The 17,717-nt window shown below is 64.5% G+C and carries 12 protein-coding genes; all 12 read left to right on the top strand.

All coding sequences use genetic code 11. From position 1 onward, the window contains the following. Window positions 1-240 precede the first annotated feature (240 nt). On the top strand, window positions 241-1,302 hold the full coding sequence (gene pilM / locus ACUY1T_RS07215; RefSeq protein WP_446021385.1) for a type IV pilus assembly protein PilM: 1,062 nt from the start codon (window positions 241-243) through the stop codon (window positions 1,300-1,302). Beyond that, entirely contained in the window at window positions 1,299-1,874 is a 576-nt protein-coding gene (locus ACUY1T_RS07210) for a PilN domain-containing protein (RefSeq protein WP_446021383.1), read from the top strand. The genes pilM and ACUY1T_RS07210 overlap by 4 nt, the downstream gene beginning before the upstream one ends. Next, entirely contained in the window at window positions 1,871-2,494 is a 624-nt protein-coding gene (locus ACUY1T_RS07205; protein ID WP_446021381.1) for a type 4a pilus biogenesis protein PilO, read from the top strand. The genes ACUY1T_RS07210 and ACUY1T_RS07205 overlap by 4 nt, the downstream gene beginning before the upstream one ends. Further along, complete coding sequence (locus ACUY1T_RS07200) at window positions 2,491-3,015, top strand: pilus assembly protein PilP (RefSeq protein WP_446021379.1); 525 nt, start codon at window positions 2,491-2,493, stop codon at window positions 3,013-3,015. The genes ACUY1T_RS07205 and ACUY1T_RS07200 overlap by 4 nt, the downstream gene beginning before the upstream one ends. 56 nt (window positions 3,016-3,071) lie before the next feature. Then, the gene (pilQ, locus tag ACUY1T_RS07195) at window positions 3,072-5,252 is read left to right on the top strand and encodes a type IV pilus secretin PilQ (protein WP_446021378.1); all 2,181 of its coding nucleotides are present in this window, start codon (window positions 3,072-3,074) and stop codon (window positions 5,250-5,252) included. Then, window positions 5,252-5,794 (top strand): shikimate kinase AroK, encoded by a 543-nt coding sequence (gene aroK / locus ACUY1T_RS07190; protein ID WP_446021376.1) that lies wholly within the window; start codon window positions 5,252-5,254, stop codon window positions 5,792-5,794. Before pilQ ends, aroK begins: the two co-directional genes overlap by 1 nt. A gap of 3 nt (window positions 5,795-5,797) precedes the next feature. Further along, window positions 5,798-6,910: a 3-dehydroquinate synthase gene (aroB, locus tag ACUY1T_RS07185; RefSeq protein ID WP_446021374.1), complete on the top strand. Its 1,113-nt coding sequence runs from the start codon at window positions 5,798-5,800 to the stop codon at window positions 6,908-6,910. A 474-nt stretch (window positions 6,911-7,384) separates the two neighbouring features. Further along, window positions 7,385-11,836: a glutamate synthase large subunit gene (gene gltB / locus ACUY1T_RS07180; RefSeq protein ID WP_446021372.1), complete on the top strand. Its 4,452-nt coding sequence runs from the start codon at window positions 7,385-7,387 to the stop codon at window positions 11,834-11,836. A 23-nt stretch (window positions 11,837-11,859) separates the two neighbouring features. Beyond that, window positions 11,860-13,281 carry an FAD-dependent oxidoreductase gene (locus tag ACUY1T_RS07175; protein WP_446021370.1) on the top strand — a complete coding sequence of 474 codons (1,422 nt, stop codon included), beginning with the start codon at window positions 11,860-11,862 and terminating at the stop codon, window positions 13,279-13,281. A 222-nt stretch (window positions 13,282-13,503) separates the two neighbouring features. Continuing rightward, entirely contained in the window at window positions 13,504-15,159 is a 1,656-nt protein-coding gene (locus tag ACUY1T_RS07170) for a CTP synthase (protein WP_446021369.1), read from the top strand. 14 nt (window positions 15,160-15,173) lie between these two features. Then, window positions 15,174-16,046, top strand: a complete 873-nt coding sequence (gene kdsA / locus ACUY1T_RS07165; RefSeq protein WP_446021611.1) for a 3-deoxy-8-phosphooctulonate synthase — start codon at window positions 15,174-15,176, stop codon at window positions 16,044-16,046. A gap of 149 nt (window positions 16,047-16,195) precedes the next feature. Then, window positions 16,196-17,488: a phosphopyruvate hydratase gene (gene eno / locus ACUY1T_RS07160; protein WP_446021367.1), complete on the top strand. Its 1,293-nt coding sequence runs from the start codon at window positions 16,196-16,198 to the stop codon at window positions 17,486-17,488. Window positions 17,489-17,717: the final 229 nt, after the last annotated feature.

The following is a 17,717-nucleotide window of genomic DNA, read 5'->3' as shown; positions in this document are numbered from 1 at the left end:
GGGATGGCGATGGAAGAGAGCCTTCACTGGCGTGACCATTATAAAGAATCCGAGCCGTCCGCCACCAGTATTGAGGCAGTACCCGTCCAACTTTGTGTGCAGTGGCGGAATATCATGTAACCTCATTCCTAGTAATGCGAGTATGATCTTTCTCAGCCTACGCGCTCAGGCGCACGAGGCATACAAGAGCAAGATGATAACGAGCGGCCATCGCGACGGCTTACGCAAGGGCAACGATTGATGCGACTCAGAGCCTCCGCAAAGGGGTTGATCGGTGTCGATATCACCTCGGCAACGGTCAAACTGATCGAGCTCAAGCGGGTGGGCTCCCACTTCCAGATCGAAAGCTATGCCGTCAGACCGTTGCGCGAAGGCGCCGTGGTCGAGCGACGCATTCGCGACATGGGCGAAGTGGCCGATGCCCTGGGCCGCGCGGTCGAGAGCGCCAGGCCGACCTCCCGGCTAGCCGTGGCCGCCGTGCCGGCCAGTGCCGCCATTACCAAAACCCTGACATTACCCGCTTCACTCAACGATGATGAGATCGAAGCGCGCATTCAACTCGAATCAGACAAGCACATTCCGTTTCCGTTCAGCGAGGTCGCCTTCGATTTCCAGCGACTGGGGCTCAATGCACGCTATGGCGACCAGCAGGACGTCCTGCTGGTCGCCTGTCGTCAGCAGGACGTCAACCAGCTCACCGATGCCTTGCAGCAGGCCGGCCTGGTGCCTGCGGCGGTGGACGTCGAGGCCTTCGCCATGGAGCGAGCCTTCGGCGAGTTGCGCCATCAGCTGCCGCCGGCCGCCGGAGACGACGACTGCGTGGCGCTGGTCGACATCGGCGCCACCATGAATGCCTTCCACGTATTGCGCGGCGGGCGCATCGTCTACAGCCGTGACACCGTCTTCGGCGGGCGCCAGCTCACCGAGGAGATCCGGGCGCGCTATGGCCTGACACTGGAGGAAGCCGGCCTGGCCAAGAAGCGCGGCGGCCTGCCCGAGGACTATCAGACCAGCGTGCTGGCTCCCTTCATCGAAACCTTGGTCCAGCAGGTCGGTCGCTCGCTGCAGCTCTATTATACCGCGGGTCGCAAGCACGAAGTGCGGCGCATGGTCCTGGCCGGCGGCTCCAGCGTCATTCCTGGTCTGGCCGAGCGGCTCGCCCGCGAGAGCGCTATGCAGGTCGTCATCGCCAACCCCTTTCTGCGCATGAGGATCAACTCCCGCATCGATGTCCAGACCCTGGCGGGCGACGCACCGGCCATGGTAACCGCCTGCGGCCTGGCCATGAGGTCGCCGTCATGAGCATCGAAATCAACCTGTTGTCCTGGCGGGAGCAGCAGCGGGCACGTCGCAGCCGCTACTTCTATCTGGCCTTGACGATCATGGTGCTGCTCGGTGCGTCGGGCGGCCTGGGGTTGACTTACTATTACGACGCCGCACTGGATGCCCAGCGCGAGCGCAATGCGCACATTCGCGAGCGCATGCAACAGCTCGAAGGCGACATCCGTTCGATTGGTGAGTACGAAGCCATACGTGAGCGCATGATCGGCCAGGTCCAGGTCTTCAGCGACCTGCAGCAGGGGCGCTCCCAGACCGTGCGCGTGTTCCGCGACCTGACCTTGAGCCTGGCGGATGGCGTGCACTATACCCAGCTGAGCCGGCAAGGGGACCAGCTGCGCCTGTCGGGACGCGCGGAGAGCAATCATCGGGTTTCCGAGCAGATGCGGGCCCTGGCTGCCGCGCCGGCCTTCTCCGAGCCGGTGCTGTCCGAGGTCGAGTCCGATGGCGGGGTACGGCGCCGCTTCAGTCTCGGCGTGACGCAGCTCACGGACGGCGCGCAGGACAGGCGCGGAGATGCGGAGGGCGAGCCATGAACCTGCGGGCCGAGATTCGTCGCCTCCGCGAGCTCGACTGGCGCGGACTGGACCTCAAGGAGTCGGGTTCCTGGCCGCTGCTGCTACAGTGGATCTGCTGCCTGCTGGTGCTGGGCCTGACCTTTGCCGCGGCGCACTGGTACCTGGCCGGCCCCAAGGCGGGCGAGCTGCAACGTGCCGAAGCGGAGGAGGAGCGGCTGCTGCTCGACTACCGCAATCGCGCCGCCCAGGCTGCGCGACTGCCTGACATGCTCGAGCAGATGGCGATACTCGAGTCGCGCATGGGTGAACTCATGGCGATGCTGCCCTCCGGTGCGGAGATCCCTTCGCTGATCGACAGTATCAGCGAGAGCGCCCTCAATCACCATCTGACGATCGATTTCATCCGCCTGCGCAGTACCGTCGAGCGAGATTTCTATATCGAGCGCCCGTTCGACCTTCAAGTGGAGGGCGAGTATCACCATATCGCCGGTTTCCTGGCCAGCGTGGCGGCACTGCCGCGCATCGTCACGCTGCATGACTTCGTGCTGGCGCCGGCAGAGGGGGGAGAGCGGCTGCGGCTGTCGATGCTCGCCCGCACTTATAGTTATCGGTCCCAGGGTGAGGAGGGGATGCGATGAGGCAACGCTCGTCGACGGTCCTGGTACTCCTGCTGTTGGCTGGCTGTGCCGATCCCCAGCTGGGCGAGCTGGATCGCCGGCTGACCGACATTCGCAACAACCCGGGTACGCCCAGAGTGTTGGAGATGCCTGAGGTACCTGCCTACGAGGCAGTGCCCTACCAGGCCAGCGATCGCCGCAGCCCTTTCCGCGCGCAGCTGCCGGAGCCGGAAGAGGCGCCGGCGGGTAGTAGTGACCTGGCGCCCGACCTCGAGCGCGCGCGCGAGCCGCTCGAGGCATATGACCTGGAGGCGCTGAGGCTGGTGGGCATATTGACCATGGGCGGCCAGAGCCATGCGCTGATCAGGGCGCCGGGTGGCGAGGTACACCGGCTGCGCATCGGCAGCTATCTGGGCCGGAATCATGGTCGCATCGTCAGTATCACCGGCTCGACGGTGCAACTGGTGGAGCTGGTACCCACCGGCGGGGGCGGCTGGATGGAGCGCACCACGCGCATGGCGTTGGAAGAGACAAGGCGCTGAGGATATCGCGGTCGCCCGTGGCGGGGCACTTGTAACAGGCAGGGAGTAGGGCAACGATGAAGTATGTGATTCGTACACTGGTGGGACTCTGCCTGGCATTGGCGGCGATGCCCGTCCTAGCGGCAACCACGCTGACCGGCCTGGATTTCCGTGAGGGCGAGCGCGGCGAGCTGCTGGTCGACCTGACCTTCAGCGGCGGCGTACCGGAAGTGCGCGGCTATCGGCTGGACGAGCCGGCGCGGCTGACCATCGACCTGGAGGGCACGGCCAACGGGCTGGAGAGTCGGCGCTTCGACCTGGGCGTCGGTGGAGTCGAGCAGGTCACGGCCCTCGAGGCCGGCTCGCGCACACGCCTGGTCTTCAATATGGAAGGACCGCTGCCCTACGACACGGTGCAGGAAGGCAACCGCCTGAGGCTGGCCATTGGCGGTGGAGGCTCCGTATCGGCGCTAACCAGCGCCGAGCCTGCGTCCGCGACGGCATCCAGGTCGACGGTGCCCGCCGCCACTGCGTCGAGCGCCATGCCGTCCATCAGCGATATCGACTTCCGCCGCGGCGAAGGCGGTGCCGGCCGGTTGGTCGTCACCTTCGACAGGGCCGGTGTCGATGCCCGTGTGCGGGAGTCGGGGCGCAATCGCATCGTTGCCGAACTCGTCGGCGTCGATCTGCCGGAAGCTCACAATCAAGTGCTCGACGTGAGCGACTTCGGCACGCCGCTGAGGCGTATCACGCCGCGCGCCAGTCGCGACGGCGTCACCCTGGAGATCGAAGGCAGCGGCGAGTTCGCCATGCTCTCCACCCAGAGCGGACGCCAGCTCACCATCGAAGCCCAGCCCGTCACCCGGCAGGAGCGCGAGCAGCGTGTGCGCCAGCAGTTCCCCTACACCGGTGAACGCATCACGCTCAATTTTCAGGATATCGAGGTGCGCTCGGTATTGGCGATCATCGCCGATTTCACCGGCCTCAACCTGGTGGCCAGCGACAGCGTGACCGGCCAGGTGACCCTCAATCTGCAGGACGTGCCCTGGGACCAGGCGCTGGACCTGGTGCTCAAGAGCCATGGGCTGGCCAGCCGCCAGGAGGGCAACGTCATCGTCGTGGCGCCGGCCAGTGAGCTGGCCAACATCGAACGCCAGGAGATCGAGGCGCGCGCCCAGGTCGAGACACTGGCCCCGCTGGTCTCGGAGTATGTGCAGGTGCGCTATGCCCGGGCCGAGGATCTGGCCCAACTGCTGCGCGGCGGCGATGGCTTCGGCCTGCTGACCGATCGCGGCCGCGTGGCGGTGGATGCGCGCACCAACATGCTGCTGATCCAGGACACCGCCGACCAGATCCAGGAGATCCTGCGCACCCTCGACCAGCTCGACGTGGCCGTGCGTCAGGTGCAGATCGAGGCGCGCATCGTCATCGCCCGCGATGGCGTAACCCAGGAGCTTGGCGTGAACTGGGGCGCGTCATCGAATCGGGATGGAAGAGGAGTCATCGCCAACGGGGCTTCCGTAGGGCGCTCTTTCACCCAGGATGGCAGCCGCTATTCGGCTGGGACACCTTTACCGGATCGATACCGGCCTATTAGCGGTAGTGGGCTACCGACGCCGGACTATCGTGCCGACGGGGCGACAGTCGAATATGAGGACAATGTATTTCAGCGGGGCGGGCTGACAGTCGATCTGGGGGGCACCACCCCCATGACCAGCTTCGGCTTCGGCTACCTGGCTGGCGATATTCTGCTCGATCTCGAGCTGCGTGCGCTGGAGAGCGAGAACAAGAGCCAGACGATTTCCCAGCCACGGGTCATCACCGCCAACCAGCGTACGGCGGTGATCAAGCAGGGGCAGGAAAGGGCTTATGTCGCTGAATCGGCGAACAGTATCAATACTGAGTTCAAGGAAGCGGTGTTGTCGCTTGAGGTCACGCCACAGATCACACCCGACAATCGCATTATTATGGATCTTGTGATCACCAACGACAGCTTTCGAGAGAGCCTGCCAGGCCAGGCGCCGCCCATCGATACCAACCTTATCGAGACCCAGGTACTGGTCGACAACGGCGAGACGGTGGTGCTGGGCGGTATTCTCACCACCGAACAGATAAGCCGCCTGGCCAAGACGCCGTTCTTCGGCGACTTACCTGTGCTGGGCAGGCTTTTCCGGTACAATGAGTCGAGCAATCAGAAGGTGGAGCTGCTGGTGTTCATCACTCCACGGATACTCGAGGACGGCCTGGCGATTCACTGATGCAGGACTTGCCCAATCTGATATTGGTCGGCCCCATGGGAGCCGGCAAGAGTACCATCGGCCGCCTTCTGGCGGCCGAGCTTTCGCGTGACTTCCTCGACAGTGACCATGAGATCCAGGCGCGCTGCGGTGCCGATATCCCGTGGATCTTCGACGTCGAGGGCGAAGAGGGTTTTCGCCAGCGCGAAGTGCAGATGATCGAGGAGCTGACCGCGCTCGACGGTATGATCATTGCCACGGGGGGGGGGGCGGTGCTGCGTGAGGAGAACCGCCGTCGCCTGCGCGAGCGGGGCACCGTGATCTACCTGTTCACCACCGTCGAGCAGCAGCTCAAGCGCGTGGCCAAGGATCGCAACCGGCCGCTGCTGCAGCGTCCCGATCGCGAGCAGGTGCTGCGCGAGATGTTCGACCTGCGCGATCCGCTTTATCGTGCCACGGCCGATATCGTGGTGCGTACCGACCGGCGTAGCCCCCGCGCCGTGGTCAACGAGATCGTGCGCCGCGTGCAGCGGCTGGTCGATCCCCTACAAGCCAAGGCCTGAAACATGTCGACGAGCGAACCTCTCCCAACCCGGTGCAGCCTGCAGGTAGCGCTGGGTGAACGCAGCTATCCCATCCATATCGGCCCGCAGCTGCTGGGCGATACCACCTGGCTCGCCCCCTACCTGGCCGGCCGCCAGATCATGATCGTCACCAACGAGACGGTGGCTCCTCACTACCTGGCCCGCCTGCGTGATGGCCTGCCAGGTGACGCCGAGGTGCGCGAGCTGATACTGCCCGACGGCGAAGCGACCAAGACCCTGGCGAGCGTCAGCCGTATCTGGGATGCCCTGCTCGAGGCCGGTTTCAATCGCCGCTGTACGCTGATTGCTTTGGGTGGTGGCGTGATCGGCGACATGGTTGGCTTTGCCGCCGCCTGCTACCAGCGCGGCGTAGCCTTCATCCAGGTGCCCACCACACTGCTGGCGCAGGTGGACTCCTCGGTGGGCGGCAAGACCGGCGTCAATCACCCGCTGGGCAAGAACATGATCGGTGCCTTCTGGCAGCCGCGTGCGGTGCTGATCGATACCGATACCCTGAATACCCTGCCGGCCAAGGAGCTTTCGGCGGGCCTGGCCGAGGTGATCAAGTACGGGCTGATTCGCGACGTCGAGTTCCTGGCCTGGCTCGAGGCCGAGATGCCGGCGTTGAGGGCGCTGGAGCCCCAGGCGCTGACCCGGGCGATCGAGCGTAGCTGCCAGCTCAAGGCCGACATCGTCGCCGAGGACGAGACTGAGCAGGGTGTGCGTGCCCTGCTCAACCTGGGGCATACCTTCGGTCATGCCATCGAGGCTCACCAGGGCTACGGCAACTGGCTGCATGGCGAAGCGGTGGGTGCCGGCATGCTGATGGCCGCCGAGCTCTCGCAGCGCCTCGGCTGGCTCGCGTCGGCCGATGTCGAGCGTACCGCTGCGATCATTGCCGCGGCCGGCCTGCCGCTGGCGGCTCCCGCCGATATGGGGGTGGAGGATTTCCTCTCCCGCATGCGCCTGGACAAGAAGAACATCGACGCGCGCCTGCGTCTCGTCCTGCTCGAGGCGCTGGGCCGGGCGGTGGTCCACGACGAAACGCCCCAGCCACTGCTCGAGGAGTTGCTGGCTACCTTCCCGCGGAGCTGAGCGGAGCGCCCAGTCCCGTTGGGCAGGACGGTACAGCGATACAGCCATGTAGGCCGCACGAAGCGATTCGTGCGGCCTTTTCGTTGTTCCGACTACGGTTGCCCGGGGCGCCGACTGGTGCATGCGGCATCAAATTCGCATGCCTCATGCCGTATCGGTATGGGTAAAAAGAGAAAAATTAGACCAAAGTAGCATGTCGAATCATCATCGTTTGAAATTCGTTTATGCGCAGCGCAAGTCCTTGAGCTGGTGGTTTTTTTTGCTCTGGCTTGACCAGCAAGTTGCGGATTTTCTGGAAGTTTTGGGGATTCGGTTGGGGCGGGAGATTGCGCGGCAGGGTAGAAAGTGTCTATGCTGGTCGTCCTTTTTTCTCGCGACGGCAGCAGGCTACTGCTAGTAGTCATAATAAAAAGAAAACAGATAAAGATATACCAGCACTGTCGTTTGGTCAATAGACTTTCTTGAGGCACGCCCATGAACCGAGGCCTTCATCATCCAGGCGAGTTCCGTGACAACTGTGGATTCGGTCTGATTGCACATATGGAAGGGCAGGCCAGCCACGACCTGCTGCGTACCGCCATCGAATCGCTCACCTGCATGACCCATCGTGGCGGCATCGCCGCCGATGGCAAGACGGGTGACGGCTGCGGCCTGCTGCTCAAGATGCCCGAAGGGTTCATGCGTGAGATCGCAAGCGAAGCACTCGATGTCGAACTCGGCGAGCAGTTCGCCGTGGGTGCGGTGTTCCTGCCCGACGACGATGCCAAGGAAGCGCGTGCGCGCGGTATTCTCGAGGGGGAGTTGCGTGCCTGCGGCCTGGTGATCCGCGGCTGGCGCGACGTGCCGGTGGATCCTTCCTATTGCGGCCCCATCGCGCGTGCCTGCCTGCCGCGCATCCGTCATCTGTTCGTCGAGCCGGGCAAGCTCGGCGATGCCTCCCGCTTCGATGTCGACCTGTTCATGGCGCGTCGCCGTGCCGAGCAGATGCTGCGCGACGAAGAGGACTTCTACGTCTGCTCGCTGTCGTCGCAGGTGCTGTCGTACAAAGGCCTGGTGATGCCGGTGGATCTGCCCACCTTCTACCGGGACCTGGGCGACGAGCGCCTGCAGACGGCGATCTGCGTCTTCCATCAGCGCTTCTCGACCAACACGGCGCCGCGCTGGCCGCTGGCCCAGCCGTTCCGCCTGCTCGCCCACAACGGCGAGATCAATACCATCGAGGCCAACCGCAGCTGGGCGAACTCGCGCAAGGAGAACTTCGTCAACGATCGGCTACCCGACATCGCCGAGCTGGACGAGATCGTCAATACCGTGGGCTCCGACTCATCGAGCATGGACAATATGCTCGAGGTGCTGCTGATGGGGGGCATGGAGCTGCACCGTGCGGTGCGCATGATGGTGCCGCCGGCATGGCAGAACGTCGAGACCATGAGCGCGGAGCTGCGCGCCTTCTATGAATACAATTCCATGCACATGGAGCCGTGGGACGGCCCTGCCGGCCTGGTCATGACCGATGGCCGCCAGGCGATCTGCATGCTCGACCGCAACGGCCTGCGCCCGGCACGCTGGGTGATCACCAAGAATGGCTACATTACCCTGGCCTCGGAAATCGGCACCTACGACTACAAGCCTGAGGACGTGGTGGCCAAGGGCCGCGTCGGTCCCGGCCAGATACTCGCCGTGGACACTCATACCGGCGAAGTGCTGCATACCCGGGACATCGACGAGCGCCTGCAGTCCGCCTACCCCTACAAGCGCTGGCTGAAGGAGGAGGCGCACTACCTCGAATCGGCGCTGACGGAGCTCGCCAGCTTCCAGAACATGGATACCGATGCGGTCAAGACCTGGCAGAAGATGTTCCAGGTCAGCTTCGAGGAGCGCGACCAGGTGCTGCGTCCGCTGGCCGAGAGCGGTCAGGAGGCGGTGGGCTCCATGGGTGATGACACGCCCATGGCGGTACTGTCGCGCAAGCAGCGCCTGTTGACCGACTACTTCCGTCAGAAGTTCGCCCAGGTCACCAACCCGCCCATCGATCCGCTGCGCGAAGCGATCGTGATGTCACTGGAGACCTGCATCGGTGCCGAGCTCAACGTGTTCAAGGCCACGCCGGAGCACGCCCACCGGATCATCCTGACCACCCCGGTACTGTCGCCGCGCAAGTTCACCGCGCTGCTCGAGCAGGACGACCCGACCTTTTCCCATCATCGGCTGAGCCTGGGCTACGACCCCGAGCAGATGGGGCTCAAGGGGGCGATCCACGAGCTGTGCCGCCAGGCCGAGGCCGCGGTTCACGAGGGCAAGGTAATCCTGGTGCTGTCGGACGCCAACCTCGAGAAAGGCCAACTGCCGATCCATGCCGCACTGGCGGTGGGGGCCGTGCATCACCACCTGGGCAAGCTGGCCTTGCGTCCGCGTGCCAACATCGTGGTGGAAACCGGCTATGCCCGTGACGCCCACCAGATGGCGGTGCTGTTCGGCGTCGGTGCTACCGCGGTGTTCCCGTGGCTGGCTTACCAGGTAATGGCCGACATGCATCGCACCGGCGAGCTTACCGGCAACCCGGCGGACGCCCGCGAGAACTACCGCAAGGGTATGCAGAAGGGGCTCTACAAGATCCTCTCCAAGATGGGTATTTCGACGCTCGCCTCCTATCGCGGCTCGCAGCTGTTCGAGGCGGTGGGGCTCTCCTCCGAGGTGATCGAGCTGTGTTTCACCGGCATGGCCTCGCGCATCGAGGGCACCGGTTTCAGCGAGCTGCAGCTGCAGCAGGAGCTGCTGGCCCGCGACGCCTGGACGCCGCGCAAGGGCATCGCTCAGGGCGGCCTGCTCAAGTACGTTCATGATCATGAGTATCACGCCTACAACCCCGACGTGGTCAAGGCGTTGCAGGAAGCCGTGCAGGAGGGTGACTACCGCAAGTGGAAGAAATTCGCCCAGCTGGTGAACGAGCGCCCCGCCGCGACCATCCGCGACCTGCTGGGGCTCAAGGCCGCCGAAACGGCGCTGCCGCTCGAAGAGGTGGAATCGGTCGACGAGCTGATTCCACGCTTCGATAGCGCCGGCATGTCGCTCGGCGCGCTGTCGCCGGAGGCCCACGAAGCGCTGGCCCAGGCCATGAACGAGGCCGGCGGGCGCTCCAACTCGGGTGAGGGCGGCGAGGATCCGTCGCGTTACGGCACCATTCGCAGCTCCAAGATCAAGCAGATCGCCTCCGGGCGCTTCGGCGTCACCCCGGCCTACCTGGTCAACGCCGAAGTATTGCAGATCAAGGTGGCCCAGGGTGCCAAGCCCGGCGAGGGCGGCCAGCTGCCCGGTGGCAAGGTCAACGACCTGATTGCACGGCTGCGCTACTCGGTGCCCGGCGTGACGCTGATTTCACCGCCGCCGCACCACGACATCTACTCCATCGAGGACCTGGCGCAGCTGATCTTCGACCTCAAGCAGGTCAACCCCGAGGCGCAGGTCTCGGTGAAGCTGGTCTCCGAGCCCGGCATCGGCACCATCGCCACCGGCGTGGCCAAGGCCTATGCGGATCTGATCACCGTGTCCGGCTACGATGGCGGCACCGCGGCGAGCCCGCTGACCTCGATCAAGCACGCCGGCAGCCCCTGGGAACTGGGGCTTCCCGAAGTGCACCAGGCGCTGCGCATCAACGGCCTGCGCGACAAGATCCGCCTGCAGACCGACGGTGGGTTGAAGACCGGCCTCGACGTGGTCAAGGCGGCCATTCTCGGCGCCGAGAGCTTCGGCTTCGGCACCGCACCGATGGTGGCGCTGGGCTGCAAGTACCTGCGTATCTGCCACCTCAACAACTGCGCCACCGGCGTCGCCACCCAGCACCAGTACCTGCGCGACGAGCATTTCCGCGGCACCGTGGACATGGTCAAGAACTACTTCCGCTTCATCGCCGAAGAGGTGCGCGAGCTGCTGGCGATGATGGGCATGCGCAAGCTGACCGACCTGATTGGCCGCACCGACCTGCTCGAGGTGCTGGAGGGCGACACCGCCTCCCTGCGCAAGCTCGACCTCACCCCGCTGCTGGCCAACGACTTCGTGCCGGCCGACGCACCGCAGTTCTGCCAGGTCAGTCGCAACGTGCCCCACGACCCGGGCGCCAAGAACCAGGAGGTGCTGGCCGCCATCGAGCAGGCCATCGCCAACAAGAGCGGCGGCGAGTTCAGCTTCACCATCACCAACTGCGACCGCTCGGTGCCGGCGCTCTCCTCGGGGGCGGTGGCCAAGCACTACGGCGAGGCCGGGCTCGAGGACGCCCCGATCACGCTGCGCTTCACCGGCGTGGCCGGGCAGAGCTTCGGTGTGTGGAACGCCCGCGGCCTCAACCTCTATCTGGAAGGCGATGCCAACGACTACGTCGGCAAGGGTATGAACGGTGGCAAGGTGGTCATCGTGCCGCCTCGCGGCAGCCGCTTCGAGAGCCACAAGACGGCGATCATCGGCAACACCTGCATGTACGGCGCCACCGGTGGCAGGCTGTTCGCCGCCGGCACCGCCGGCGAGCGCTTCGGCGTGCGCAATTCCGGCGCCCATGCGGTAATCGAGGGAGCCGGCGACCACTGCTGCGAGTACATGACCGGCGGCATGATCTGCGTGCTCGGCGAGACCGGCGTCAACTTCGGCGCCGGCATGACCGGCGGCTTTGCCTACGTACTCGACGAGGACCGCTCCTTCGTCGATCGCTACAACCATGAGCTGGTGGAGATCCACCGGGTCAATACCGAGGCCATGGAGGCCTACCGGCGTCACCTGCGGGAGATCATCGAGGAGTTCGTGGCCGAGACCGACTCGGCGCGCGGACGCGAGATCCTCGACGACTTCAGCGACTTCGTGCGGCACTTCTGGCTGGTCAAGCCCAAGGCGGCGAGCCTGAACAGCCTGCTCGACGAATCGCGCAGACGTCCCGAGTAAGCCGGCATCCAGGAGACATGAATATGGCCAACCGTTTGACCAGAAACGACTTTCAGTTCATCGACGTGGGGCGTCAGGATCCGCAGAAGAAGGATGCCCGCACCCGTTCGCGCGAATTCGGCGAGATCTACGAGCCGTTCAAGCCGCAGGAGGCAGCCAGCCAGTCGCACCGCTGCCTGCACTGCGGCAACCCGTACTGCGAGTGGAAGTGCCCGGTGCACAACTACATTCCGAACTGGCTGCAACTGGTGGCCGAGGGCAACATCCTCGAAGCCGCCGAGCTGTCGCACAAGACCAACTCGCTGCCCGAGGTGTGCGGTCGCGTGTGCCCCCAGGACCGCCTGTGCGAGGGCGCCTGCACGCTCAACGACGGCTTCGGCGCGGTGACCATCGGTTCGGTGGAGAAGTACATCACCGACACCGCCTTCGCCATGGGCTGGCGCCCGGACATGTCCCAGGTCACCTGGACCGACAAGAAGGTCGCCATCATCGGTGCCGGCCCGGCGGGGCTCGGCTGCGCCGATATCCTGGTGCGTAACGGCGTGAAGCCGGTGGTATACGACAAGTACCCCGAGATCGGTGGTCTGCTCACCTTCGGCATCCCCGAGTTCAAGCTCGACAAGACGGTGATGGAGCGCCGCCGCGCGGTATTCGAGGAGATGGGCATCGAATTCCGTCTCAATGTCGAGATCGGCAAGGACATCGACTTCGACACGCTGCTCGGAGAGTACGACGCGGTGTTCCTCGGCATGGGTACCTACAAGTACATGACCGGCGGCTTCCCCGGCGAGGACTTGCCCGGCGTGCACAAGGCGCTCGACTATCTGATTGCCAACGTCAACCACTGCCTCGGCTTCGAGAAGGATCCGGCCGACTTCGTCTCGCTGGAAGGCAAGAAGGTGGTGGTGCTGGGCGGTGGCGATACCGCCATGGACTGCAACCGCACGGCAATCCGACAAGGGGCGGCCACCGTGACCTGTGCCTACCGCCGCGACGAGGAGAACATGCCTGGCTCCAAGCGCGAGGTGGCCAACGCTCGCGAGGAGGGCGTCGAGTTCCTGTTCAACCGCCAGCCGGTGGCGGTGGTCGGCGAGGGCAAGGTCGAGGGTGTGAAGGTCGTGCGCACGCGCCTGGGCGAGCCCGACGAGAACGGCCGCCAGCGCCCCGAGGTGGTGCCGGGCTCCGAGGAGGTCCTGCCGGCCGATGCCGTGGTCATCGCCTTCGGCTTCCAGCCGAGCCCGGCGCCCTGGTTCGACCGCTTCGGCATCGAGCTCGACGAACGAGGCCGCGTGCTGGCGCCGGAGAAGGGCACCTACGCCTTCCAGACCACCAACGAGAAGATCTTCGCTGGCGGCGACATGGTGCGCGGCTCCGACCTGGTGGTCACCGCCGTGTTCGAGGGTCGCGAAGCCGGCGAGGGCATTCTCGACTACCTCGGCGTCTGAGCCTCGAGCTGCGGGCTTCGAGCAGGGCGGCGCTACCATCCTGCCCGTAGCCCGTAGCCCGTAGCCCGTAGCCCGTAGCCCGTAGCCCGTAGCCCGTAGCCCGTAGCCCGTAGCGGCGCGCAGCGCCCAAAATTGAGCCATTGGTCGTAATCTGCTAGTCTGTCGTCCCATCCTGGCGCGGCTTTCTGCAGCGCCTCATGATCACGTTTCGACAGGTTCTCCATGACACGATATATCTTCGTGACCGGCGGCGTTGTGTCCTCTCTCGGCAAGGGCATCGCGTCGGCCTCGCTGGCGGCGATTCTCGAGGCGCGCGGCCTCAAGGTCACCATGCTCAAGCTCGATCCCTACATCAACGTGGATCCGGGCACCATGAGCCCCTTCCAGCACGGCGAGGTGTTCGTTACCGAAGATGGCGCCGAGACCGACCTCGACCTGGGCCACTACGAGCGCTTCATCCGCACCAAGATGACCCAGGGCAACAACTTCACCACCGGCCGCGTCTACGAGCACGTGCTGCGCCGCGAGCGCCGCGGCGACTACCTGGGCGGCACGGTGCAGGTGATCCCGCACATCACCGACGAGATCAAGCGCCGGGTCTATGCCGGCGGCGAGGGCTTCGATGTGGCCTTGGTGGAAATCGGTGGCACCGTGGGCGACATCGAGTCGCTGCCGTTCCTCGAGTCTATCCGCCAGATCAGAAGCGAGCTTGGCGCCAGCCGGGCGATCTTCATGCACCTGACCCTGGTGCCCTACATCAAGACCGCTGGCGAGACCAAGACCAAGCCGACCCAGCACAGCGTCAAGGAGCTGCGCTCGATCGGTATCCAGCCGGATATTCTGATCTGTCGCAGCGAAGTGGAACTCGAGGAGACCGAACGCCGCAAGATCGCGCTGTTCACCAACGTCGAGGAGCGCGCGGTCATCCCGCTGCAGGACGCCGACACCATTTATCGCATCCCGCTGATGCTGCATGAGCACGGACTCGACGAGATCGTCTGCGACAAGCTGCGCCTCGATGCGGAACCGGCCGACCTGACCGAGTGGGTCCATGTGCTCGACGCCAAGCTCAACCCGCTCAAGTCGATCAACATCGCCATGGTCGGCAAGTACATGGAGCTACTCGACGCCTACAAGTCGCTCAACGAGGCATTGATTCACGCCGGCATCCAGACCCGGGTCAAGGTCAACGTCGACTATATCGACTCCGAAGACATCGAGCGTCACGGCACCGAACGCCTGTCCGGCAAGGACGCGATCCTGGTGCCCGGCGGCTTCGGCGAGCGCGGCGTGGAAGGCAAGATCGAGACCGCCCGCTATGCCCGTGAGAACGGCATTCCCTATCTCGGTATCTGTCTCGGCATGCAGGTGGCGGTGATCGAGTTCGCCCGCCATGTGGCCGGCTGGGAGGATGCCAACTCCACCGAATTCACCCACGACACCAGGCATCCGGTGGTAGGCCTGATCACCGAATGGCTCAACGCCGAGGGCAAGATCGAGCTGCGCAACGAGGCTTCGGATCTGGGCGGCACCATGCGCCTGGGCGGCCAGGTCTGCCACCTCGAGCCCGGTACCAGGGCACGCGAGGCCTACGGCAGCGACGAGATCGTCGAGCGTCACCGCCACCGCTTCGAGGTCAACAACCAGTTCGTCGAGGCGCTGGAGAAGGCCGGCCTGGTGGTTTCCGGCAAGAGCGTCGACAACTCCCTGGTGGAGATGGTCGAGCTGCCCGACCATCCTTGGTTCGTGGCCTGCCAGTTCCATCCCGAATTCACCTCCACTCCGCGCGACGGCCACCCGCTGTTTACCGGTTTCGTCAACGCGGCGCTGGAGCACAAGGCGGCGCGCACCCGCGCGCTGACCCCGCATCAGGAGTGAGGCCCATGGCTGTCATGACCCCGTCCAGCCCCGAACGTCACATCCCAGAGCGTCATGTATCCGTTGCCGGCCTTACCGCCGGCAATTCTTTGCCGCTGATGCTGCTCGGCGGCATGAACGTGCTGGAGTCCCGGGAGCTCGCCCTAGAGGTGGCCGAGGCCTACGTCGAAGCGACCGGTCGGCTGGGCATGCCCTACGTGTTCAAGGCCAGCTTCGACAAGGCCAACCGCAGCTCCATCCACTCCTTCCGCGGCCCCGGCCTGGAGAAGGGACTCGAGATCCTCGCCGAGGTGAAGTCGCGCTTCGGCGTGCCGGTCATCACCGACGTGCATGAGCCGTGGCAGGCCGAGCCCGTGGCCGAGGTGGCCGACATCATCCAACTGCCGGCCTTCCTGGCGCGCCAGACCGATCTGGTGGTGGCCATGGCCCGGACCGGCGCGGTGATCAACATCAAGAAGCCGCAGTTCCTGGCGCCCCACGAGATGCGTCACATCATTCGCAAGTGCGAGGAAGCCGGCAACGACCGCCTGCTGCTCTGCGAGCGTGGGTCGAGCTTCGGATACAATAACCTCGTGGTCGACATGCTCGGCTTCGGCGACATGAAGCAGACCGGCTGCCCGGTCTTCTTCGACGTCACCCACTCCCTGCAGCGTCCGGGTGGGCGTGCCGACAGCGCCGGCGGGCGCCGCCAGCAGGTGGCCGAGCTGGCGCGTGCGGGGGTGGCCGTGGGGTTGGCCGGGCTGTTCCTCGAAGCCCATCCGGATCCCGACAACGCCCTGTGCGACGGCCCCTGCGCGCTGCCGCTGGATCAGTTGGAGCCCTTCCTGGCTCAGGTGAAAGCCCTCGATGAACTGGTAAAGGGCCTCCCGGCACTGAAAATAGAATAAGCCTGGCCCAGGCAGCTCTTGGAGGGTGTTTACAAAAGTCACGAGCGACGGGCCGAGCGCAGTAGTTTGTAAGCCCCTCTTATAAGTCGAGAGAGAAAGCGGTTACCCATTGACTCAATCAACGCTGACTGAATGAAAGGACGATAGAGATGACCAAGATTGTCGAAATCCACGCCCTCGAGGTGCTCGATTCCCGCGGCAACCCCACCGTGCAGGCCGAAGTGCGCCTGGAGAGCGGTGCCGTGGGCGTGGCCTGCGCCCCGAGCGGTGCCTCAACCGGCTCACGCGAGGCACTGGAGCTGCGTGACGGCGACAAGTCGCGCTACCTGGGCAAGGGCGTGCTGAAGGCGGTGGAAGCCGTCAACGGCGCCATCCGTGAGCGTCTCGTCGGCATGGATGCCCGCGACCAGCGTGGCCTCGACAATGCCATGATCGAACTCGACGGTACCGACAACAAGGCCAAGTTTGGCGCCAACGCCATCCTCGCCGTGTCGCTGGCGGCAGCCAAGGCGGCGGCCAACGCCAAGGGCATGCCGCTTTACGCGCACATTGCCGAACTCTACGGCCAGCCGGGCCAGTACCGCATGCCGGTGCCGATGATGAACATCCTCAACGGCGGTGAGCATGCCGACAACAACGTCGATATTCAGGAGTTCATGGTACAGCCGGTGGGCGCGCCGAACTTCCGCGAGGCCCTGCGTGTCGGCGCCGAGATCTTCCACGCCCTGAAGAAGGTGCTTTCCGCACGCGGCCTGGCCACTGCCGTGGGCGACGAGGGTGGCTTCGCCCCCAACCTGGAGTCCAACGCCGAGGCGCTGGCGGTGATCAAGCAGGCCGTCGCCGATGCCGGCTACGAACTCGGGCGCGACGTGACCCTGGCGCTCGACTGTGCCTCCTCGGAGTTCTACAAGGATGGGCAATACAGCCTGTCCGGTGAGGGCAAGTCCTTCGATGCCAATGGCTTTGTCGACTACCTGGCCGAACTGTGCGAGCAGTACCCGATCGTCTCCATCGAAGATGGCATGGACGAGTCCGACTGGGACGGCTGGAAGGCACTGACCGACAAGCTTGGCGACAAGGTGCAACTGGTCGGCGACGATTTGTTCGTCACCAACACGCGCATCCTCAAGCGTGGTATCGACGAGCGGATCGGCAACTCCATCCTGATCAAGTTCAACCAGATCGGCTCGCTCTCGGAAACCCTCGACGCCATCAAGATGGCCCAGGATGCCGGCTTCACCGCGGTGATCTCCCATCGCAGCGGCGAGACCGAGGACACCACCATCGCCGACTTGGCCGTGGGCACCTCGGCCGGCCAGATCAAGACCGGCTCGCTGTGCCGTTCCGACCGGGTGGCCAAGTACAACCGCCTGCTGGTGATCGAACAGCAGCTCGGCGATCGCGTCTCCTATCCTGGTCGTTCGGCGATCAAGGGACAGTAAACGCATCGTTCTTGGCTGTCCGGCCGACGATATGGCTGACAATTTTGTAGGAAATTGCCTACAAAGAGGCGACGATCTAAGCTTACATAGGTGCAAGAAGGCCGATACCAGGGTATCGGCTTTTTTCTATCTTGCTGTTTTTTCTGGATTTATGGTTTTCCCCGTTAACCTGTGAAAGGTCGTGAGGTTGATTGCGGTGCGCTTGCGTCCTTTGCCGGAAATGCCAGAA

The organism is Billgrantia sp. Q4P2, from assembly GCF_052806135.1.
This window is presented reverse-complemented; position numbering and strand designations above follow the sequence as displayed.